This window comes from Micromonospora sp. DT41, from assembly GCF_049841715.1.
GTDB lineage: Bacteria > Actinomycetota > Actinomycetes > Mycobacteriales > Micromonosporaceae > Micromonospora > Micromonospora profundi.
The window spans coordinates 1-22,143 of sequence record NZ_JBNCKU010000014.1 but is presented as its reverse complement, the minus strand read 5'-3'; the positions used below and the strand labels follow the sequence as shown (position 1 = coordinate 22,143).

The following is a 22,143-nucleotide window of genomic DNA, read 5'->3' as shown; positions in this document are numbered from 1 at the left end:
CCATGATGGAAGTTGGCGATTCATAGCGACACCGGGAGGGCAGCGAAGTGCGGCGCGGTGTCGGAGAGCTTGTGAGGTGTGCGGGCGGCCAGTGCCCCTGTATCGCCGCCGTCGAGGAAGGGCGCAAGGAGCTGTTGTACCTCTCCGGCCGACGCTGGCCTTTCCGCTGGATCCTTGGCCAGCAGGCAGTAGATGAGGTGCGCCAGGTCGTCGGGAACGTCCGATCGGTACTCGGTGATAATGGGAATGGGCGAATCGATATGACGGCGCATCAGGTCTGGCGCGTTCGCCGCCTCATAGGGAGGGTTCCCGCTGAGCATCTCGAAAAGGATGCAGCCTAAGGCATAGAGGTCGGCGGCAGGCCCTACCGTGCCTCCCTGTGCCTGCTCCGGGGCGATGTAGGTCGGCGTGCCGAGCGCTCGGCCGGTCGCGGTGAGGCGGGATGCTTGGGCGGGGCCAAGCAGTGCGGCTACGCCGAAGTCGAGCACTTTGACCACCCCGGACGGAGTGATCATGATGTTCTGGGGCTTCAGGTCGCGGTGCACGAGGGAGGCGGCATGGGCCGCCACGAGAACCGAACAGACCTGGGCGGCAACGGAAGCCGCCTCACCGACAGGCAGTCGTTCCTGCTCGGCGATGTGATCGCCGAGGACGATCCCCGGCACCAACTGCATGACGAGGTAAAGGTCTTCACCGTGCACGCCCAGGTCGTGTACGGCAGGCACGCCGGGATGGTCGAGCCTGGCGGTCGCTTTTGCCTCCCGCCTAAAACGCTTCGCTGCTGTCTCACGCTCGTCCTCCGGCACCTCCATCTGCCGAAGAAACTTGATCGCCACGGGACGGTCCAGTCTCTCGTCGAAGCCGGCCCAGACTTGACCCATGCCTCCGCGCCCGACCGGGTACGTCAACTCGTACCGGTCACCGATACGCTCCCCCGCTTGCACCCGTACCTCCACGAATCGCACGGTCGACCCCGCCTGAGCAGGGCGGCCGTCAGGCTAGCTGCCGTTGTACGAGGCGCCCGGTCAGGAACGGGCTGGGTGTGCCATGCCAGAACACCGCAAGCTCATCGCGCGACCGGGTGGCGGCGACAAAGAGCAACGATCGGTCCCGCTGGCGTTCACGTTGATAGCGTTTCGGGTCGGCGTCCCGGTACCTATTGATCATCTGTCGGGGCATCAACCCGTCGCTGACCCCAGCGATGATCATGCGCTGGTACTCGAGCCCCTTGAACCGGTGCATCGTGCCGATGTGCACGCCGCCAGGCCGCTTCGGCCCGTCCGGGCCGATCTCCACCACCTCCAGCCCGTCAGCCTGCAGCCGGCTGATGACGTCGGTCGCCAGTTCCTTGGTCGGTACGCAGATGGCAACCGAGCCATCCGTCGGGCTGCCCCAACTGCGCAACTGCTCGACGATCAGATCCCGCTCCTGAGCCCACGTCGCTGCACCGCGAAAGACCGGGCGGCCGCCGCGGAGCAGCGACCGGTAGCCCGCCAGGTCCTCCTCACCCCCGTCGAGGTCGTCGTACACCTCACCGGTCATGATCTGCAGGGCATCGGCGAGGATCTGTCGGGTGGTGCGGTAGCTCAGGGTGAGCCGGGAGGATCGGCCGCGGATGTTGACACCGAGACTGCTCAACGTGACGTGGTTGTCGTAGATGCGCTGATGGGTGTCACCGGTGAGGAACATGTCGTCCGGGCCAGGCGCGACCATGGCACGCAGCATCTTCCAGTGCGCGGCGCTGAGGTCCTGCGCCTCGTCGACCACCACGTGGCGATAGCGCGGCCGGTAGAACCCGCCGGACAACTCCCCGGTGACGTCGGTGTTCTGGGACGTACGGTCCATCTCAAGGCGGGCGGCCCGTTGTGCCACCTGGCGCCAGGTCCAGACGCCGCGGTTCTCAAGCCAGGTGGTGAAGCGCTCGGTCAGCTGCCAGATCTGGTCCCGCTCGATCCGGGAGAGACTGCGGCCACGGTTGGGGCGGCGGGCCTTGAAGTAGTCGGTCCGCGAGTTGAGCACCTGACCGAGAATCACCTGGGTCCACTCAGCCGCAAGGAACTCCGCCTCCCAGCCGGTCTCTCCGCTTTCAAGGAGGAACTCATCCCACATTTCAAGGGCGCGATTGTCGTCCACCACCCGGCGGCTGCCCCCCGCCTTGGCTTCGGCCACCACCCGGCTTGCCAACCGGTCGATGTTGACGATGTCGACGCGAGACACCAACTCCTGCCCGCCCAACGCCATCAGTCGGGTACGCAGATCGGCTGCAAGGTTTCGGTTGAAGGTGGTCAGCAGGATCGGCTTGTCCGCCCCCGGCGGCAACTGCCGGGCAAGGTGCGCCACTCGATGCAGGGCGACGATCGTCTTGCCGGTACCCGGGCCACCACCGACCCTCGCAGGGCCGTTGTAACGGCGCTCGACAAGCTTCCGCTGGGTGGGGTGCAGGAAGATCTGCCACCGTTCGAAGGCCTCGCCGAGCATCGCCTGCAGCGCCTCGTCGTCGGAGGTCACCTGCGTGGCGGGACGTTCCACCGCTGCCTCGAAGTCCTCGGGGTCGACCGGCTCGTCGGCGCGTACCGGGTCGGTGACCTGTTGAAGCACGTCGTCGTAGGGGGTGCCGTCGAAGAGCGCGAAGAGCACGTCGGTCGTGAGCTGCGGCGCCCGGTCGAGCAGTTCCAAAAGCTGCGCTTCGGTCGTCAATTCCCGGATCTGCGGCAGCAGCGGCTCCGAGACGCCGAGTTCCAGCAACTGGGCGTCGGTATACGCCTGGAACAATGGCTTTTGCGCAGGTTCCGGTTCGACATCCGGCGGCACGACGCGACCGATGATGCTGTCACCGACGGGCGCCATGTCGACGACCTCGATGCCGCCGGTGATCCGGTTGATTCGGTACGCGTAACGGCTGAGGTCGTCGTACACCTCGCCGCGGTGCTTGACCGCGACGAGCAGATAGTCGCGCTCGGCGATGTGCAGCAGCAGCGCGCGATAGTCCTTGTTCACCCGGGCGGACATCAGTCGGGAGTCGCTGTTGAGCGCCTTCAGGTTGAGCCCCGGGTTGTCCGGGTTGTGACGGAACTTGTGCATGAACTCGTAGACCGCTCCGATGTCGGCGCGGGTGAGCTTCATGACTTCTTTGTCGGCGCGGTCCAGCATCCGCAGGGTTGTTGCTCCGGTGTTCATCGACGGTCTCCCCCGCTTGTCGCCTTGATCGCTGCCGCCAGCTCGTCAACCGACCATTCCCGAGCAGTGCGGGCGTGCCAGCCCGCGTCCGCGTACGCCCGGTCACGGTCCTCCGTCTCCGGGTCGTCGGACGGGCCGGTGAGCACGATGGCGATCCGCCGGTCAGGCCAGGCCAGCTCGGCCTGCCAGCCCTGATCGCCCAACTCGTAGCCGACAATCGGTGCGGGCAGATCCTGCCGGGCGAGTTGCTGGACGAGATGGTCCAAGGTGTTCTCGTCCGGGTCCAGATAGCGCAGGATGTCCCGCCACGGCGACTCCGTGTCGAGCATTGCCGCTGCGGTGGCAGCCGGTTGGGCCGCGACGCCAAGCCAGGTTGCCGTCTCCCCGTCCAGCGGTAGCGCGCGTTGAGCCAGCACAAGCCCGGTGCCCTCGGTGACTGCCATCGAAGCCGGCTCGAAGGTGTCGAGGGCGGACACGGCGAGTTGGCCGGCGTCACCGCCGCCATAGGCAAGGAACTGGATAACGTTGCCCCAGGCCAGCCACGCTGCCCAGCGCTCCTTGTGTCCCGCCCCGGACAAGGCGACCGTCAGGTCGTCGAGGACTGTCAGCGCCGACCACGTCGGTAGCGGCTTGCTGCGCCCGTCGACGACAAGGGTCACCGCGCAGTCCGCGTTGTCCCTTCCCCGGGCGATCATGATGTGGCGTGCATCCGGCCCGGGCAGCGGTTCGCCGCGCAGCGCGGCCAGCAGTCGCTCTCCCACCCCACTGGAGTCGGTGGCGGTATTGTCCCGAGCCTGCTTCAGCAGGCCTGCCAAGGTGGCTTCCGCGCGACGCTGCCATCGGGTGAGATCGGGATCAGCGAGAAAGCGCATCAGCTGCTCGATCGGGTTGACCCAGACGGTTTCCTCCAGCTCATCCGGATCAGCGCCGGGAAGGAACTGTCGGTATCTCTCCCGGGCAGCCTGTTTACTCATCCCGCCATACGGCGTCCACCGTCCCTGCCCGTCCGTGGACCCCCAGGTCTTGACGTCGTCCCAGGTGGCGGCGAAGACCAGGTAGCCGTGGGCGCGCAACCGGGCTCGCTTCTCGGCGTCGTCGGCGAGCCGGTTGTACTGCAACGAGGCGTGGTATTTGAAGCCGTCGAGGTAGACGGCCACCTCGGGCGAGGGTGCGTCGAGGCGTTTGAAGTGAACGTCGGGCCGAGTGCCTCGGACGGTGTTCTGCAGCTTCATCTGCCAGTGGGTGACGCTCTGACCGTTGTCGCGAACGAACCGCAGGTCGGCGATGCGGGCACCATCGTGGTCGGTCCGTCGATCGATTCGCAGACCGGAGTTGGGCGTCTCGCCAAGCGCCAACAGCTTGGTGAGGAAACGCATCTCCAGCTCGCTCTCCACCTGATGGATCAGCGAGATCTCGTCCGTGCGGGTGCCCTCCTGCACGTCCCAGGTGTCGAGGAGCTTGTCGAGCATCCCCAACGCCTCGTCTCGGCTCATCAAGGCGAAGTGCTCGTTGCGAGCGTGGCGCAGGAGGCAGCGGTGACACACCGCCCTGCCTTCGTGTCGACAGACGCAGTCGGCGATTCGCTGCCGCGCGAGCTCCAGGACCGCGCGAAACTCCTCAGGCTTGGCAAGGCGGTGCAGATAGCCGGTGCCCTGCGGCTGGGTGTCGTAGACGACCACGAAGTTGCGCGTCCCGTCGCTCTGCCCGTCCGGCATGGTGGCCGATACGGCCTGAAGGTGCGCGGGGTCTCCGCCGTACTGCGCGGCGATGCCGAGGCGGATGGCAGCGGCAAACGACGCGATGCGCTCCTGCACGACGGCCGTCGCGGCGGGGATCAGGATGCGCAGCGCCTCGGTCTCCAACTCGTGGGCGAGGATCAGATCGACATGGGCGTCTGCGGCAGCCGGCGAACGCCGGTAGGGACACCAGGGCCGGTGGTGTTCGGCACCCTGCACGACGGTGGAGCCGGAGGCCTGCGCGGCGAGTTGTTGGCTCACCGCCGGGGCACCATCGACCGTGGTCCCGCCGCAGGAGGTACAGGTGTGGAACCGGTTGATCCGCACCTCCTCGCCCGCGAAGAGTTCAGCTGCCCGGTCGTAGCGCTGCGCACCCAGGTTGAAGTGCCGGATCATCGCGCGCCGGCTGTAGTCGACACCGAACGTGTCGTGAGCGTGCCGCCAGGACGAATCGACCTTCGCCGGGTCCACGTCGACTGCGACCGTGGTGGCGTAGAAGCGCCGGTCCCGGTCGTCGCTGTCGTCACGGATGCGGGCATCGTCGCGCTTGTCCCGGCTGAGCACCCGGGTCGGTTGGAGAACCTGGAAGAGTCGGCCGTGGTCGGCGATTCCCAGGTCCGTGCAACGCGGGCACGCGCTGGTGTCCTCCTTGGCGAGATGGGTACGGACGTAGCCGCACTGGGCACAGACGCGCCACTGCTCGTACGCCGGTCGGTCGGCCGGGCCGACGTCGAGCCCCGAGATCTCGTGTTTGTAGCCCCGTACGTAGTAGCTGTTGCCGGGAGCGATCTCGACCAGCGCCTGGCGGGCGGGGCGCGCGTACTCGCGAAGTTCGCTGTGAAACCGGCGGTCGCCGTCGGTCTTGTCCTCCCAGGTCAGCGTGGCTTCCAGGTCGGTCCGGCTGTCGATGAGCGCATAGTTGGGCAGCAGACCGAACTCGACCAGGGTGCTGTGGGCGGCAGCCGCGCTGACCTCCCGCAGGCGGCGGCGGACCGCGCCCTCCTCCGCTTTCAACATCTTGATCTCGCGGGCGTGGTCCGGGTCGCTGGGCACCAGCGTGCCCCGGGCGGTGGCAAGCTCCTGCATCCGGCGACGCAGGTCAGCCAACCGGAACTCCCAGGCCTCGTCGGCTTCCTTGACCCGGTGGGCGATGCCGTCCACCGCGAACTCACGCAGCTGGTCGGCGGCGGCCCGCAGGACCTTGTCGCCGAAGAGGGCCAGGAACTCCTCCACCAGCCGGCCGCCGTCGCGACGGCCAGCCTCGGCGAGGCCGGTCAGCCAACCGGTCGGACCGAACAGCACGTGCGCCCGCCGTGGCATCGGCACCACTCCGGCCAGGCGCCCGCGGGCGGCCCGGTCGATCAGGTGAGCCAGGTACTGGCGGCGCAGGATCTCCACGGCTGACAGGAAACAGCCCGGCGGGACGATCTGGCCGGCGATCATGTCGCGGGGGTCGGTGAGGTAGTAGCGATCCCGCTCCGTTCGCCCGACCAGGGTCAGCACGAGCGCGTTGCCGCTCTTGCGGCCGGCGCGACCGGCCCGCTGGACGTAGTTGGCCGGCCCGTGCGGGAGCGACGCCAGCACCACCGCGGAGAGAGCCCCGATGTCGATGCCCATCTCCAGAGTGGGAGTGCAGGAGAGCACGTTGGGGTCGGTGTAGCGCTCGCCGTCGCGGAACTGCTTCTCCACCGTCTCCCGCTGGGCACGGGTGAGCATGCCGGTGTGTTCGCCGGTGACCACCCGGAACACCGGTCGGTCCAGGTAGAGCCGCCGGTAGTAGTCGTCGGCTGCGGTGTCGTCGTGGGCGGCCTGGAGTTGGCCACGGCAGCGGTACTGGCGGCACGGCTGTCCGATCCAGTCGACGACCCGATCGGAGTGCTCCGTCTGCTGCCAGTGGCAGGTGTCGCAGCCGACTCCGGCGGTCACAGCGGACGCGTCGTCGAGTCGGGTCACCCGCAGATGGCCGGGCATCAGCCCGTACACCGTGTTGCCGTCCTCGGTGTCGCCGGCGGCGACCACGTCGGCGGCGGCGAGCGCCGGCAGCAGGCGGGTGAGGAAGCCGGCAGCGTCTCCGGAGTCGAGGCCGAGGCAGCGCGAGGTCCAGTCCTGGTACCAGTTGCCCCGCGCGGTGATCACGTCGAACTCCGAGCGGGACTTCGGCGTCGCGAGCAGGAAAGCGGGCGCAGACAGGCCCTTCGGGAACGCGGGCATACCGGCGGGGCGACCACCCCAGATCTGCCACCGGGTGCCACCGCGCTTTAGGTACGGCACCAGCCACTCGTGGAACACCGCACCCCGGACACGCAGCCGTTCCAGCAGACCGCGGAGGAAGGCGAGGTAGCGGGCGTCGTCCGGCGCCATACCGGTCAGGTGACGGGGGCCGGTGAGGTGGACGTCCCGGCAGATCGCGGCGGCCCGCGCCGGATCTTCGAGGGCCACCTCAACGGCGACGCTGCGGGTCAACTCCAGAGTGCGGCCCTGGCGGGAGCGCAGCCCGGTCTCCATCACGGTGGCGAATACGAGCCGCTCACTGATCAGCTCCCAGGTCTCGCGGCTGCCGGTGTGCTCGCCGGCGAGCAGGCTGTCGACACCGGGCTGGTCGTGCAGGTCCGGCGGTACGACGGTGGAGAGGATCTCCGGCTGCGCCGCCGCCTCGATCATCTTGGCGAAAAGGTCGTCGAGCCCTACGGACTCGCCGGGCTCCAATCGACTGGCGAGGAGGGAGCGCAGCGAGAACGAGTAGGAGCGGTTAGCGACGAAACCGGCGCGGTGGGCGGCATCCTGGAGCGAGTCGTTGAAGAGCAATGTCTTCTTCTCGGCCTCGTCAAGCTCCCCGCCGGTGAAGAGCTGCGTGATCGCCACCGAGGCGAGGGTGGCCAGGCCTGCGCCGAGGAAGCGGATGCCGTGGTCCAGCTCGCAGGACGGGCAGCGGTCCTTCTCAGCACCGTCGATGTCGAGAACGTCGCCGAGCACGACGATCGCGTCGTCGGTCGGCTTGCGGTCACGTTGCTCGTCGAAGGGGCGCACCCGGCGGCCGTACTCCAGGACCAGCAGGCCACGGGAGCGCTGGCGTACCTCGTCTCCGGTGGCGGCGATCAGCGCGCGGACCCGACGCTTGTCCCGACCGACGCTGGCTCGGTAGATCTTGTCCGGGTCGGTCTCCAGCTCCTGCGGGTCCTTCTCCGGCGACAACGCCATCCATCCGGAGCGGCCGCAGTGCCGGCAGTAAATGGCCGGCAGCCGGGGGTAACGGTTGTCGGCCACGACCACGTCCGCATCGGTAGCGTACGGGTCCAGCTCGCGCGGCGCTTCGCCGTACCAGCCGAAGGCAGCCTGGTGGGAGGTGCCCCGCAGCAGGCGGGAGACGGCGCGTGCCCAGAGGTGGGTTTCGATGTTGAGCAGCGGGCGGCCGGGAGCCGCCGGGTTCTGCGCGACGGAGAGCAGGCCGACGAACCGGGCGAGGGCCTTCGCCGTGATCTCGGGCGGGGTCTTCATCACGCTGCCCCAGCCGGTGGCGTTCTTCCGGGGCAGCACGTCGATAATCTCGTCGAACGTGCACGGCCGCGCCTGGAGCGAGTCAAGCACCGCCTTCGTCAACGGATGCTGGCGCAGCAGTTCGCCGAGGCGGGTCGGGTTGTCGAGGCAGCGCTCGTCGACGACCAGCTCGGCGACCTCGGCCATCATCGCCTCGGGGTCGCGGTCGTCGACGGCCGCGAGCTGCTCCGGGGTGGGCAGCGGCAGGCTGAAGTCCTGGCGGGCGACGAACTCGCCGGCTTCGTACCGGTCCTCCCCCACCAGGGACCCGGCGTCGAAGGCGACGCCGAAAACCTGCTCGGCGACCTCGCGGATCGCGGTGCGGTCGTCCCGACCGCCGCCCTCACCGAGGGTCGCGGAGGTGGCCACCGGGCAGATCGGTCCCAACGGCCGCTCCGGCTCGTCGAGGTTGAGCGCGGCAGCGAGTCGGCGCAGCAGCATCGCCACGTCGGTCCCCTGCGCGCCGTCGTAGGTGTGGAACTCGTCCAACACCACGTACGCCGGCTCAGCGCCCTCCCAGAGCGGCAGGTCGTCGGCGCGCTGGAGCAACAGGTCCAGCATCTTGTAGTTGGTGATCAAAATGTCCGGCGGTGTGCGGCGCATCTCCGACCGCTTGGTGAACACGTGCGGGTATTCGATGGCCGCGACGTCGCCGATGTAGAGACCGGCGGTGACCTGGCTGAGCGCCGGGTCGGTGAGCAGCTCGTTGATGCGCTGCGTCTGGTCCGTCGCGAGGGCGTTCATCGGGTAGAGCAGGATTGCCTTCACCCCTGCCCGGCCCTGCTGCTTCTGCCGCCGGCAGTGGTCAAGCACCGGGATCAGGAACGACTCCGTCTTGCCCGAGCCCGTGCCGGTGGTGATCAGGGTCGGCTCGGCCGCCCTGCCCTTCGTCGACAACCGGGCAAAGGCGTTCGCCTGGTGCAGGTAAGGAGTGAAGTCGGCCGGCGCCCAGTCCAGGTGCGCCCGCCAGTCGCCGTCCGCCGGGCGGAAGGGGGTGCGGATCCGCAGGTACGGGCCGCGGAAGATGCCCTGCTCCGGGTGGGAGAGGAAACCCTCCAGACCATGACGTACGCCGTCCTCGGTCAAGCCGAAGGTGGTGGTCAGGTACTGGGTGAGGGTTCGGCGCAGGGTGTCTGCGGCGAGGGTAGGCCTCATGAGCGGATCACCGCCGCATGCTACTGCACCCCTTACCGCAGTTGACCTGCGCAACAGCGCATCCCCTGCAGTGAGTCGGATTCGCGACAGACATGCCCGAATCGAATCGTTGAACGCACCCCCACCACGACTTACGCTGCGGCCGGACGCGTTTCCACCCTCTAACGCTCAGCAGAAGGGGTGTACGGCTCTTTGTGATCCCCCTTATGATCACGGACCGGAATGGGTCCGGAACGGATGAGGTGACGGCTTCCCGATGGTTGCAGCGGCAGAAACGACCCTGCAAGGCCTGCTCGAAGGAACGAAGCAATACCAGGTGCCCCTCTACCAGCGCACCTACTCGTGGCAGGACCACCAACTGGAACGCCTTTGGAAGGACATTGTCCGACTCGCCGAGGACCGCGTCGATCACCCAAAAACGACCCATTTCATTGGGTCGTTGGTTCTGGCGCCCAGTCCCAACAACGGTCCCGCCGGTGTCGGCGTCTTCCTGGTGGTCGATGGCCAGCAGCGGTTGACAACCCTTTCCATCCTGCTCTGCGCCATCCGAGATCACCGGGTGCTCAACGAAAGCGACACGCACGACCGCCTGACCGGGCAGTATCTGATCAACCAGTGGGTGCCCGAGCGCCGGTTGAAGCTTGTCCCCACGCAGGCCGACCTTGACGCATATCTGGCCTGCGTGGACTCGTCAGCGCAAGCCGGCGGCGGGGAGGTAGGCGCCGCGTACCAGTTCTTCCGCGACAGGCTGGCTGAGCCGGCGGCGGCTGCGCAGGTAAAGCACCTGGAAGATGCGGTGCTCTTCGGGCTGGCGCTGGTTTCGGTGATTGCGCATCCCGACGACAACGTCTACCGAATCTTCGAGTCGTTGAACAACACCGGCCTCAAGCTGACCCAGGCTGACTTGCTGCGCAACTACCTGTTCATGCGTCTGCCGAACCGCAGTAAGACCGTCTATGACGCGCACTGGCTGCCACTGCAGAAGCGGTTCAACTCGGTGGAGTTGGAGACCCTGTTCTGGCTGGACCTGGTGCAGCACGACCCACGGATCACGCAAGGCGACACGTACGCGCGGCAGCAGGCGCGACTCGACCGAATCGCCACGGAGGACGGCATCGAGGCCGAGGTGCGTCGATTCGGCCGTCTGGGCGCGCTGCTGGAGATCATCCTGCATCCCGCCAAGGAGCAGGACTCGGACGTACGTTTCCGGCTGGAGCGGTTGCATGCCTGGGGGACGACCACCGTCTACCCGCTGCTGTTGCATCTGCTGGACCGCCGCAGCCTCGGCACCGCGACCAGCCCTCAGGTCGCGTCCGCTATGCGGTACGTGGAGAGCTTCCTGGTACGGCGGCTGCTGATCGGCCGCGCCACGGCGAACATCAACCGAAATCTGCTGTCCATCGTCACCGAGATGAACAAAGATCTGCCGGTCGACGAGGCGGTCCATGCCTACCTGTCGGCTGGCCGCAAGTACTACGCAACGGATTCCGACGTACGCCACGCCGTCCGGTCGTTGCCGTTCTATACCAACGGGCGGGCATCGCAGCGTTCGCTGGTGCTGCGTTGGTTGGAAGAGTCGTACGACAGCAAGGAGCCGGTTTCGCTGACGAAGCTGACAATCGAGCATGTGCTGCCGCAGAGCATGAGCCCAGAGTGGCAGCGCATGCTCGCGGCGGACCTGGAACCGCATGAGAACGTCGTCGAGGTGCACGATGCTCTGAAACACACCTTGGGAAATCTGACTCTGACTGGCTACAACGTCGAGTTGGGCAACAAGCCGTTCTCCGTCAAGCGGGTAGACCTTGTCAAGAGCGGGGTGCGCCTCACTCAGGATATTGTCGCCTGCGAGCGATGGGGACGACCGCAGATCCACGCCCGCGCCGATGCGCTCGCCGAGCGAATCATCAACCTCTGGCCAGGACCCACCGGGTTAGCGCTTGTGCAGTCCGAGGTGCGATGGGATCTGATGACTGCAGCACTCGCAGCGTTGCCAACCGGGTCTTGGACGACTTACGGGGACCTCGCTGCCTTGATCGGCACCGCGCCTCAGCCAGTCGGTAACCGACTACGAGCCGTCCCAGTACCCAACGCTCATCGGGTACTGCAGGCCGAGGGGACGATGGCTGCCGGTTTCCGATGGCCCGATGGGCGCACCGACGACCCGGTGGCGACTCTGCGAGCCGAAGGGGTGGAGTTCGATCAGCACGGTCGAGCGAACCCGACCCAACGCATTGACCTGGACGAGCTTGCACAGCTGACCGGCTTGGCCCCTGACGAATTACCACGGCGGCTGCCTCAACCTCGACCCGGCGAGGGGCAGTCTCGCGCCGAACGCTTTGCCGAGCAGCTCGGGGTGCTTCAGGGCACGGTCGTCGCGGGCGCAACGCTGGCGCTGCTCAACCGATGGACCGAGATGGGTGGCACGCTCCTCTACGGCGATGGAGCGGAGACGTCCTGCTTCCTCATGGCCCGGGAGCGCGGCCACCGTGACGGCGACATCTGGCCAGTGACGCTCTACCCCAGCGGAAAAGCCGAGGTCGTCTTCCAACACCTGGCCAGTCGATTGCCGTTCGACGACGTGTCGCTGCGTGAGCAATTCCGGCAGCGACTAAATCAGCTTCCCGGCGTGAGCATCGCCGCCGCGAAACTCACCTTGCGACCCGGTGTCCCACTGACCATCCTCGCCGACCATGCCGCCGCTTCGGCCCTTGTGGAGCACCTGCAGTGGTTCTACGACCAAGCGCATCTGTCCGAGGGGGCGGACGAGGCACTCACGGTCTAGCGGTAAGGGCAATCTTCACCTATAGACCGACCTATCTTCGCAGCAATCGAGGTGATAGCCGTGCCCGCGCTGACCAATGAGGTGAAGAACGCCAAGAGCCCGGTGGCCCGTTGGCTCCGCGCGACGTTCCCGCACCACCACGACTTACAGAGTGACTACCGGGAGGCCGCCGGCCTTGCCCGGGTGCTGCCACCTCCGACGGTCGCGTTCTGGACGCAAGGCGCCGCTATCGACTGGTGGTTGCGGTTTCTGATCGATCCGACCCCTTCGGTCAGGCCTGCGGTAGCCGGGCTCAGCACGGGGCGGGCGCCGTGCCGACGGGCTTGCTTGGAACTGTTGCACGACCTGGGTGCGGTCGATAACGACGCCAATCACGCCGGGCCGATCCACCTGGCCCGGTTCGGGGAGCGTTCTGACGAGTGGTGGGCACGGATGTCCTACGCGGTCGCTCTCCTGGTCGAGCTGTATCGGGCGGCTCGGGTAGACGGATCCCGGCTGATGCAGCTCGGTCCGGACAGTCGGGCGACCGACCTGCTGGCACTGGCCAACGCCGACGAGGTCACTGACCTTATCGCGATGCGCGACCTGGCAGTGAAGCAACTGCTACCACGGTTGCCGATTGGGCCGGTGACCAGTGGGCCGACGTTCGAGGGCAGCGCCGACCTCAACGCCGACGCCGATCTCATCGTCGGCGGCGTGCTTGTCGACTTCAAGGCCACCCAGGAAAGGGCCCGGCCGGACGGCAGCCGTGCGGCCGGGTTGACGAGGGCCGAGATCGACCAATTGCTGGGGTACGTGCTGCTGGACTATTCCGACGCCTTCGCACTGCACTCGGTGGCCATCTACGCAGTTCGCTACGGACATTATGCCGCCTGGCCCTTGGACGACTGGTGCGCGAAACTCGCCGGACAGCCAGTTGACCTCACGGCACTTCGGCAGGAGTTCGCACAGGTGGTACGTGTCGGTGTCGGGTTACCGGCTGATAGTCGACCGGATCCGGTGGCGGGTCACAACCAGTTGGCCGGTCACCAGTCGCGGACCTGTCCGGTGGCGGCACCACCGCGAGCTGAGGCTCATCGCTGACCGTTTCGAGGGCGTGCACCCACCCGCAGTTCACCCTTTCGCTGAGGCGGTCTCGTGGGAGATTGAGCATGGCGGCCAGGGGTGAGTCATCGGCCGCTCGTCCCCCGATTCGGCCGACGTAGACGACAGTCGGTGAGATGCAATGGCCCTCGTTCAGGAATCGACGTAAGCCGCCTACGGGCAATTCGTGCTCGAACGGGCCTGATATCGCCACGCGCACCTCCGATCTTCCTCGTGGCCATCCATCTGTCGTCCGAACAGGACGAACGGCTACTTTCGGGAGCGTCCCACCGTCAATAGCATAGAGATTCTTTCATGGCAGGAACCAACCTTCCTGCGGCTCTGCTGTGGCCAAGTCCCGGTCCGACTACATCGGAGGCGGCGTGGTAATCAAGCGAACCATCAGGGATTGGTACGCCGACGCGGAGGGTCGAAATTCATCCGACTCTCGGCACGACTGGGAAAACGACGACCTGCCCGACCGCACGCCTGATGTCTGGCTCGACCGACTCCAACCCGTAAGCCGCGCCGGCTACACGCGCCCCTCACGCGGATCCGTCTCCAAGGTCACCTCGAGTACCGCCGATCACCGGACCAAACCCACGCAGCGAGATTTGGCGGACGCTGCCCGCGCTCTTCGAAAACGAATGCCCACCATCAAGGACTCGACGATCGCCCGGCATCTGCATCAGGATGGCTGGCCACTCGTCTCGGTTGACGAAATCCGCAGGGCCCTGAGTTCCCAGCCTGCGCTGTCGCAGAGCCAGCCGTCTCCCAATTCCAAAGCACGGAGAGCTGCACCGGAGCGGAGACAACAGCCACCGCAGGGCCCCATAACCATAATCAGTGCAGCCACTGCGGCCGCGCCGGCGAGAGCCCCGGCGGCTGCACGAGGAAGCCAAACTCTCCCCGACGTGGCCCGTGCCATGCGCGTGAGGTATCCGCAGCTCGGTATGAAGAAGCTGGTCAAGAAGGTTCAAGCACACGGCTGGCCAAAGGTGACCTTTAAGGAGGTAGAGGCAGCCCTCCAGCGACCGCGGCCCACGCGACCGCCGGTTCAGGACCGCCCGGCGCCGCGATCTTTCCCGACTGCACGAGATCCTCATCCGGACACTTGTTTCGCGTGTGGGGTGGTGCCGTCCCTTCTCGGCATGTGCCGCTGTTCCTAAGTTCAATGTCGCGCGGACCGTGGGGCATTGGCTGGTCAAGTCCACAGGGTGCTGCGCGCCTCCGATCGGCTGGCCACCGCGCTGCGGCGGCGCGCCGCCCCGCAGAGGCCGGACAGCACTGGCGGAAGGCTCACTCTTCTTGCGGGATTGGACAACGCAAGTGCTGCCGCGCTTCACGAAGCATTGCGGCGTCGGCTAATCCTCACAGAGTGAACGTCCAGCCGCTGCAGGCCCTGATAGCACTGCCATGCGGGTCGCGTGGCCGATGAGGCGCAGGGCGGTGCTTTTGGTCGATAGACACGATCCTCTTACGCTGGAAAGGTCCGATCGTGACGTTTCGGCTACCTAATGCACTCCAGCAATCCGATGATGCTGCCGCTATTGCCCTGTTGAAGCGCTACTACGGTGACCCGTATCTCGGTACTGGCTGCGCCGAAGGCGCACACTTCGACACCTGGGCAACCGATAGCGACCCCATGCGCTTCACCGCCGATGACCTGATCGCGATCAAGTTCCTCTCCGTCGAGGCACCGAGGACAGCGGTACGGGCGCTGCTGCGGGACCGCTCGGACGAGTTCTCGAAGCTACTCGTAGACCTCGGCCCCGACCGGGACCTGGCCAACGAGGACGACATCCTCGACGCCGACTGGGCCGGGTGGCCGATCATGGATGGGCTGCGCTCAATCCCGGGTGTCGGTACGACCATCGCGTCGAAGTTACTGGCGCGGAAGCGGCCACGCCTGCGGCCCATCTGGGACACGGTGGTCGCTGCCGTGACGGATACGGTCTCGGCTCAGTGGGAGCCACTGCGCGTAGCACTGCGCGCCGACGATTTCGCGGCGCATCGACGGCTACTGCGCCTCCGCGACGCGGTCCAGCTTCCGGGGGAGGTCAGCGCATTACGCATCCTCGATGTGATCGCGTGGCGCGAGGGCAAGGATCGCGACCTGTAGGACGGCGGAGAAAGCCATGCCGATCACTCACTGGATCTATCCGACGAACGAGAAGAGCAACTTCTACCTCGACACCAGGAACGGGAACACCGAGGTGTCGCCACAACAACTGTTCGACGACATCCGGCAGAACCCCAACGAGGTTGATCGGTGGGTGTTGGGAACGGGCTTCCGTCAGATGCGCCCTGGTGACGCCGTCTGGGTGTACGCATCGATCCCCTACCAGCACATCTGCGCACTTGCCCAAGTCATCGACGTCGATTTCGATGGTGACTTCTGGCATGCATCGCTGGTCTGGAACCTTGACGCCACACAGCGCCTGATGCACGAACCGATCCCACGGTCGATGTTCGGCCAGGTCGCGCAAAGGGCGACCGTCCGAGCCAATCAGCACACCACAGAGGTGCTTGACGCCTGGCTAACAAGCCAGCGCCTGACGCTTCCCGATCTGGGCTCCGAGCCGAGCCCTGGGGAGGACACCCGGCTCCGTACCCTCCGGGCGATCGTTCAACGACAAGGGCAGCATGCCTTCCGACAACGCCTGCTTGGCGCCTACGGCGGGCGGTGCGCCGTTACCGGCGAGCGAGCCGCGCAAGTTCTCGAGGCGGCGCACATCGACGGGTACATGGGACCGCACAGCAACCTGGTCGCAAACGGACTGCTTCTTCGCGCAGACTTGCACACGCTGTTCGATTTGCATCTCATCGGTGTCGACCGGGACGGCAAACTCGTCGTCGCCGAAGGCCTCGCCAGCTCGTCCTATGTAGACCTTTACGGCAAGCGCCTCAGCCTTCCCTCTCGGGCTCAGGACCAACCGTCAAAGCGCCGCCTTGCCGCTCACCTACACCTGATCGGCCGGCGCGGGCGCCACTCCCGCCTATCGACACCGGACTCACCCAAGCCGAGATGAGTTGCCAGGTGGTCGTCTACTCCTGGAAGGGGCAGCTCTGACGCCGATCGCCCCGCGATGGTGCTGACCACCACGGGCGTTCCGCAGAGACGCACCGAGGGTGGCGCGCGGCATTGGCTACCGGGCAAGGTTTCCCGGTGCCCGCGCCCTGGTGCTTCGCTGGCGCAAGGAGCAGTTCCTTGCGGCGGGGTACGACTGACGATCCCTTGTGTCGCACTCCGGCCGACGCATTGACACTCTGCCATTGATCGATAACCCTGAGCGCCTGGCCCGCGCTCAACAATCTGCATCGGGAGTGGCCGGTGGATCTCGATTCGCTCGTACGATCGCTCGGTCGCGAGTCGACGCTCGCGGTCGAGTCCTCCGACGCGCTGCGGGTGGCCGGGCGCTGCCAGCCGTCGCTGATGGTGGCCTCGTGTCTCAGCGGAACACGCATCACGTCGTACGTGCTCGATCCGCCGGGTGACGACGACCTGTGGTCCGGCACGGACGACGACCTGGACGAGCTGTTGCGTGCCAGTCCAGACGACCAGAACTGGCGTCCTCAGCCCGCGGCACCCAACGACGCCCGCGCCCTGGAGGTCCCCGCTGGCGGTGCTCCGGCAGCAGACATCGATGTCCCGCCGACCGAAGAACTACCGCCCGGGGCACCGGACGTGTTCGACATCCCCACCGATCGGCGCGGCTGGTTCACCCAGATCCTGACCAGGGCGGCGGCAGCCACCGCACTGCTCTTCGCGGGTGACAATGCTGCTGCCCGCGGGTACGCGACACCTCGGCAACGCGGGGAGCCGGAAGCACCGGCGCAGCCAGCCCTGTTCGAGCCGGATCTGCCGTGGATGTCGAGTACGGCGGAGACGCTGCGATTGCGCGACGGTCTGCGCGCCGAGGGCACCCGCTACCGCGCGCAACTACCCGACGGTCGAACGTTGGAGGTGTTTCGAGGCGTGGAGAGCAACCTGTACCGACATCTCGCGGAGGGCCAGATCGGCCTGTACCTGCGGGCCGCGCCCCGCATCTTCCGCCAGTGGTCGGCCTCCCGCCCGCAGGGCGAGGTCTTCTCGCTGGGCCGGGACGGCACGGTCCTCGTCGTACGCGCCGCTGACGGATAGCACTGAGGCCCCCGCCTCGGGCACGCACTGCCAGCATGATTTGGTGCAGTTCGTCTTTTGTACGGGTCAGTCGTTCCAGGGCATCGAGATCAATCACGGCCCAATAAGCTCTGCCTCCTCATTTCAAATCGAGGAGGGTACTGGATGTCCACAGCGCGGGGGACTGCCGTCATCGCGGCGACCTTGGTAGCAATTACTGCATTGGCGAGCAGTCCGGCGGCGGCGGCCGATCCGCCTCAGTTGACGAACCAGCAGATCGCGGCCATGTCACCCGCCGAGCAGGGCCTTCTGCTTCAGCCGCTGCGGGAGATCGCGAATGCAGCCGCGGCGGTTGGGGCCGCCTCCCACAGCGACATTTTCTCCGGTCTCGAGCTGGACGGGACAACCGGGACGGTCAAGATCTATCTGACGGATCTCGGCGCGGCGAAGGGCTTCCTTGCCGCGGTGAGGAAGACCGATCCGACAATCGAAGCCGACCGGATCGAGCTGAAGCAGGGTCGTCACACTCTCAACGAGTTGAAGTCGGCGAGTGAACGACTCATCAGCGAGCAGCAGCGTACGGACCTGTCGATCGAGAGCGTGGCGGTCCCCGCCGATGGTAGTGGTCTGCAGGTTCGCGCCCGGGATGTCGTACGCGCTGCGGGGGCGTTGACACCGTCCGCCGTCGCCCGGCGGCCCGTCGCCGAGCTCGTCGGCGTTCCTACCGTCGTCGAGCCGGCTCCCGCAATGGCCGACGCTTCGCGGCGGCGGGACACCCCGCAATGGATCTCCGGCGCGGCCCTGAGCGCGTCCAGTACTACGCAGAGCGAGGGATACGACTGCTCGTCCGGCCTGCCTGCCCGCCGGAAATCCGACGGGCGGTCATTCCTCATCACGGCTGGGCACTGCTTCGCCAACAGCGTGACGATCTACACCGGGTGGGAAAGCGGTGGACGCAACAAGATCGGAGTTACGACCACCCGATCCGACTATTACGACGCGGTGGCAATCGACACCTCCTCCACAGGAACGACAGCGAGCCGGACGTGGGACGGAAAGTCGGGCAACTACACGGTCAACGACGTGACCAGCTCAGCTCTCTCCTACACCGGAGACTGGGTCTGCCACACGGGCTACACCTCAGGTGTCGTGTGCGGCATCCAGGTGACCAAGAGTTGGCTTACATGGGTGGGGTCCAATGGCATCACCCACGGCGGCGTCGAGGGCCAACAACGCGATGGCATCACGGCGGCCCGAAACGGTGACAGCGGCGGGCTCGTGTTCAACGTGAGTGCCAACGTTCGTCAGGCTCGCGGGATCGTGAGCCAGAGTGGCGCCTCGATGGCGAGGTGGACGGAGGCGCCGGCCATCTTCAACATACTCGGAATGTCACTCGCACCCTAAGCTCTGGCATCGGCGCTCTCCCCGCGGGCCCTGCAGTCGAGGGCTCCGTGGGGAGAGCGTTGTTTCAGCCCGGCAGTGCCGCTTTCACCACGAGCGAGGCGACAGTGGGCGGGAGCGGAACACCGAGGACGAGCTCCTCCCCGCGGTCTTCGACCGGGCCGAGCACCACCGCGACCTCGTAGCGATCGGGCCGGGCCCAGATCTCGGGCCAGGTCAGGGAAGGGCACAACATCTCTCTCGGACCGAGCTGCTGTTTGTGGGGTTTGCCGGGAGCGAGATCGAACCCATCTCGGATCGCGTCGACGCCCTGGGCGCTGGTGTCGCCCGGTTTGTTGACCATCGGCCCTCCGCCAACAATGACCCCGTCCTTCAGGTAGAGGACCTGAAGGAGCGATGGCGGACTGGAGGCCACATGGACCGCCCGCGTGGCGGTGAATATCACCGTTACTGCGGGACCGGAGTCGCCATTCACCTTGACTACCGAGGACACCTCTGCCGTGAGGACGCCTCCTGAGGTTGAACCGGGGTGGTCGTAGCGGTCGCCGCAGACGTACACCCCAGGCTCCTCTTCGGTGGTGGCGGTGGGCCCGGTGGGAGTCGACGGCCCCGGCGTGGCGCCCGTGCCGGTGATCGGATCACCGCCACCGACGATCCCGGCCGCGGCGACCGTCACCAGCGAGACCACCATGATCGACGCGGCGCCGGCTCCGGCCGCCAGTAGATTGCGCCGTCGCCGGACACGTGCACGCAGGCGATCGGTGGCGAACGACGGCGGAGCGGCCCGGTCTGCCAAGCTTGCCAGACGGTCCCGCCAAAGATGATCATCGGACGGCACGGTCGTCCTCCCTGGTGTCATCGTGCAACAGCCTGGCCAGGCGGCGCCGACCGTCGTGCAGGTGGCGTTTCACCGTGCCGACCGCGCAGCCGAGTTGTGCGGCGATTTCTGGGATTGGTAGATCAACGTGGTAGTAGAGGACGACGCAGGCTCGTTGCTGGGGGGCGAGCGCCAGGAGCGCCGCCTGGAGGTCGTGGCGGGCATCGACGGCACGTGAGTCGTCCTCGATCCGGTCCGGCGCGGCCGCGAACGGCATCACTCGCCGCCACACGCTGCGCCGACGGACCCGGTCGAGGTAGAGGTTGAGGACGGCCTTGCGAACGTACTGCTCAGGGCTTTCGACCTTGTCGCGCAGTGGTCGGGTGAACGCCCGCACCAACGCGTCCTGCACCAGGTCTTCGGCGTCGCTGTCATTGCCGCACAGCAGGTAGGCGTAGCGTTTCAGCGCCGCGCCTCTGGTGTTGACGAGATCCGTCAGCACCTGCTCCCAACCGGCCACAACAGGGTCCCCTCGGTGTTGTCCTCAGTATCTAGGACGAACCAGAGGCCGCTCCGGTTGAGGCATCCAGTGGCAAGGCACCACCGACACCCAGAACCATCAAGGGGGTACGAACGGCAGTCCGCGCCTCCCGACCGGGAGGCACTGTTGGGCGCCGGGCTGCGCCCGATCCCGCTGGCGGTGGCCGCCTCCATCGGGGTCCGGTCGGCCAGGGACGTGCCCTCAGCCCACCCCATTCCACCTCGACAATACGTCGACTTAACGCGCGTGGGAATTGCGCGTTCATGGCTACTGTCGGGGGTTCCTTGTAGGGTCAGACGCGTAATCGCTTTGCGTGGCAGCACCCAATGGAATTGATTCCCGGGCGCAACGGTCGCGCGTTTCACCGATGGCGTTCGGATGCAACAAATGCAACAGGGAGAGGGCGGGAGCCAATGGCCGACGACATGGGATCGACAGTGCCGCGACGGCAACTCGGGCGGGCGCTGCGCGAGCTGCGCACCGAGGCGCGGATGACGCTGGACGGCGCGGCAGAGGCGATGCAGTGCAGCCGGCAGAAGATGTGGCGCATCGAGACCGGCCTCGGCCCGGTCCGCGCCCTCGACGTCAAGGCCATGTGCGAGCTGTACGGGGCGATGCCCGACCTGGCCGGCGCCCTCACCGCCCTGGCCGCCGAAACCAAGGCCAAGGGCTGGTGGCACTCGTACGGCGACGCCGTCCCCGACTGGTTCGAGCTGTACGTCGGCCTGGAATCCGCCGCATCACGGCTTCGGGAGTACGAGGACACTCTGGTTCCCGGGCTGCTCCAGACCCGGGCCTATGCCCGTGGTGTCTACCAGCATCGCTCACGCATCTCGCCGGACGAACGGGAGCGGCTGGTTGAGGTCCGGTTGCAGCGCCAAGCGCTCCTGGAACGCCGCCTTCCGCCCGCGCCGCAGTTCGAGGTCGTTCTCTCCGAGGCGGTCATGCTCAGGGTCGTCGGCGACTCCGCCACGATGGTCGAGCAGCTACGCCACCTACTCAGCGTAGGTCGGTTCCCGCACGTCTCGATCCGTGTGCTCCCCCTGACCGCCGGTCTGCACTTCGGTGCCGTAGCCGGACCCTTCGTCATGTTGGACTTCCCGCTCCGCAACAGGGTTGTGCCGGAGCCGTCCGTCATCTACAGCGAGTCGCTGACCGGGGCGCTCTATCTGGACCGCACGGAAGAGCTCGCCATCTACGAAGAGGTGTGGGCGAGCCTGACCTCACTGGCCCTCGATGAGCAACAATCGAGGCAACTGATCAACAAGATCATCGGAGAGGTCCATCATGGCTGAACTGACCGGCGCCCGTTGGCGCAAGAGCACCCGCAGCGGCGACAACGGCGGGAACTGCGTGGAGGTCGCCGACAATTTGCCCGGCATCGTCGCGGTGCGCGACAGCAAGGACCCGGCCGGAACGGCGCTCACCTTCTCCCCCGCCGCCTGGACGAGCTTCGTGCGGGGCGCCAAGTCTGGGCACTGAGCCGTACATCAGACGGGAGCGCAGCCGGCCGGCACGCCGGAGGCGCTCCTGCCGTGCGATCAATCAGGCGTCCCGGGCCACAGGCCGGGCCACGTCGTTGAACAACGACCACCCGTTCCGCCACGCCTCCACGTTCACGCGGTTGATCGCCGAATGCCGGCTTCTGGGTTGCGCGGCCGAACGCCGCCGACGCTCGCCATGAGCTCCGCGCGCCGCTCGCGCACCCCCCGCACATCAGGGCCCCGGCAAAGTCGTCAGGTGATGCCGAGCAGTGCCAGTGGGCGGGTGCTGTCGCGGGCGTGATGTCGGTTG

Annotated in this window: 13 protein-coding genes; 8 read left to right on the top strand and 5 right to left on the bottom strand. The window is 66.8% G+C overall.

The window, feature by feature from the left end; genetic code table 11:
• Positions 1-20: 20 nt before the first annotated feature.
• From ACLQ23_RS23945 to ACLQ23_RS23935, 3 genes are read right to left on the bottom strand one after another with little or no spacing between them, the layout of a single operon-like run.
• Positions 21-956 carry a serine/threonine-protein kinase gene (locus ACLQ23_RS23945; RefSeq protein WP_425881118.1) on the bottom strand — a complete coding sequence of 312 codons (936 nt, stop codon included), beginning with the start codon at positions 954-956 and terminating at the stop codon, positions 21-23.
• Positions 957-993: 37 nt separating this feature from the next.
• Positions 994-3,177 carry a UvrD-helicase domain-containing protein gene (locus tag ACLQ23_RS23940; RefSeq protein WP_425881117.1) on the bottom strand — a complete coding sequence of 728 codons (2,184 nt, stop codon included), beginning with the start codon at positions 3,175-3,177 and terminating at the stop codon, positions 994-996.
• The gene (locus tag ACLQ23_RS23935; protein WP_425881116.1) at positions 3,174-9,602 is read right to left on the bottom strand and encodes a DEAD/DEAH box helicase; all 6,429 of its coding nucleotides are present in this window, start codon (positions 9,600-9,602) and stop codon (positions 3,174-3,176) included. The genes ACLQ23_RS23940 and ACLQ23_RS23935 overlap by 4 nt, the downstream gene beginning before the upstream one ends.
• 256 nt (positions 9,603-9,858) lie before the next feature.
• Between ACLQ23_RS23935 and ACLQ23_RS23930 the strand changes: the two genes are divergently transcribed.
• The 6 genes from ACLQ23_RS23930 to ACLQ23_RS23905 all read left to right on the top strand — a co-directional run bounded on the left by ACLQ23_RS23930 (position 9,859) and on the right by ACLQ23_RS23905 (position 18,994).
• Entirely contained in the window at positions 9,859-12,384 is a 2,526-nt protein-coding gene (locus tag ACLQ23_RS23930; protein WP_425881115.1) for a GmrSD restriction endonuclease domain-containing protein, read from the top strand.
• Positions 12,385-12,444: 60 nt separating this feature from the next.
• Positions 12,445-13,467: a hypothetical protein gene (locus ACLQ23_RS23925; RefSeq protein ID WP_425881114.1), complete on the top strand. Its 1,023-nt coding sequence runs from the start codon at positions 12,445-12,447 to the stop codon at positions 13,465-13,467.
• A 1,498-nt stretch (positions 13,468-14,965) separates the two neighbouring features.
• Complete coding sequence (locus ACLQ23_RS23920; RefSeq protein ID WP_425881113.1) at positions 14,966-15,589, top strand: DUF6308 family protein; 624 nt, start codon at positions 14,966-14,968, stop codon at positions 15,587-15,589.
• Between the two features lie 16 nt (positions 15,590-15,605).
• Entirely contained in the window at positions 15,606-16,499 is an 894-nt protein-coding gene (locus tag ACLQ23_RS23915) for an HNH endonuclease (protein ID WP_425881112.1), read from the top strand.
• 302 nt (positions 16,500-16,801) lie between these two features.
• Positions 16,802-17,611, top strand: coding sequence for a hypothetical protein (locus ACLQ23_RS23910; RefSeq protein WP_425881111.1), 810 nt, complete (start codon positions 16,802-16,804; stop codon positions 17,609-17,611).
• A gap of 144 nt (positions 17,612-17,755) precedes the next feature.
• A complete protein-coding gene (locus ACLQ23_RS23905; RefSeq protein WP_425881110.1) occupies positions 17,756-18,994 on the top strand; it encodes a hypothetical protein in 1,239 nt (412 codons plus the stop codon).
• A 64-nt stretch (positions 18,995-19,058) separates the two neighbouring features.
• Here ACLQ23_RS23905 and ACLQ23_RS23900 read toward each other — a convergent pair whose 3' ends face one another.
• Both ACLQ23_RS23900 and ACLQ23_RS23895 read right to left on the bottom strand, forming a co-directional pair.
• Complete coding sequence (locus ACLQ23_RS23900; RefSeq protein WP_425881109.1) at positions 19,059-19,829, bottom strand: hypothetical protein; 771 nt, start codon at positions 19,827-19,829, stop codon at positions 19,059-19,061.
• Positions 19,816-20,328, bottom strand: coding sequence for an RNA polymerase sigma factor (locus tag ACLQ23_RS23895; RefSeq protein ID WP_425881108.1), 513 nt, complete (start codon positions 20,326-20,328; stop codon positions 19,816-19,818). The genes ACLQ23_RS23900 and ACLQ23_RS23895 overlap by 14 nt, the downstream gene beginning before the upstream one ends.
• 434 nt (positions 20,329-20,762) lie before the next feature.
• Between ACLQ23_RS23895 and ACLQ23_RS23890 the strand changes: the two genes are divergently transcribed.
• Entirely contained in the window at positions 20,763-21,644 is an 882-nt protein-coding gene (locus ACLQ23_RS23890; protein WP_425881107.1) for a helix-turn-helix domain-containing protein, read from the top strand.
• Positions 21,637-21,831, top strand: a complete 195-nt coding sequence (locus ACLQ23_RS23885) for a DUF397 domain-containing protein (protein WP_425881106.1) — start codon at positions 21,637-21,639, stop codon at positions 21,829-21,831. Before ACLQ23_RS23890 ends, ACLQ23_RS23885 begins: the two co-directional genes overlap by 8 nt.
• The last annotated feature ends 312 nt before the right edge of the window (positions 21,832-22,143 follow it).